Source organism: Mesorhizobium sp. M8A.F.Ca.ET.161.01.1.1, assembly GCF_004792105.1.
GTDB lineage: Bacteria > Pseudomonadota > Alphaproteobacteria > Rhizobiales > Rhizobiaceae > Mesorhizobium.
In genome coordinates this window covers 1-306 of record NZ_SRTD01000376.1, presented here as the reverse complement: position 1 = coordinate 306, position 306 = coordinate 1, and the positions used below count along the sequence as shown (strand labels likewise).

1 protein-coding gene is annotated in these 306 nt (G+C 72.9%); it reads right to left on the bottom strand.

The window, feature by feature from the left end:
• A partial coding sequence (gene tsaB, locus EN804_RS36150) for a tRNA (adenosine(37)-N6)-threonylcarbamoyltransferase complex dimerization subunit type 1 TsaB (RefSeq protein WP_135922404.1) occupies window positions 1-306 on the bottom strand: 306 nt, incomplete at both ends.

The window sequence follows — 306 nt, the reverse complement described above, 5'->3', positions numbered from 1 at the left end:
CGCGTCCGGCATCGAGCGCCGCGAGCACGGGCCGGCCGGGAAATTCCGCCGCCGCTTCGGCGGCCAAAGCCTCCAGCGTCGTCACTCCGATCGCCGGCACCTTCAAGGCCAGCGCCAGGCCGCGCGCCGTCGACACGCCGACGCGCAGGCCGGTGAACGAGCCCGGCCCGACGGACACGGCGATGGCGCCCAGACCTGAGTAATCCATCGCACCCGCCGTCAGCGCCTCGGCAATGACCGCCATCAGGTGCTCGGCATGGCCCTTGCCGAGATCGAGGACCGAGCGGCCAAGCTCCCGCTTCGCCC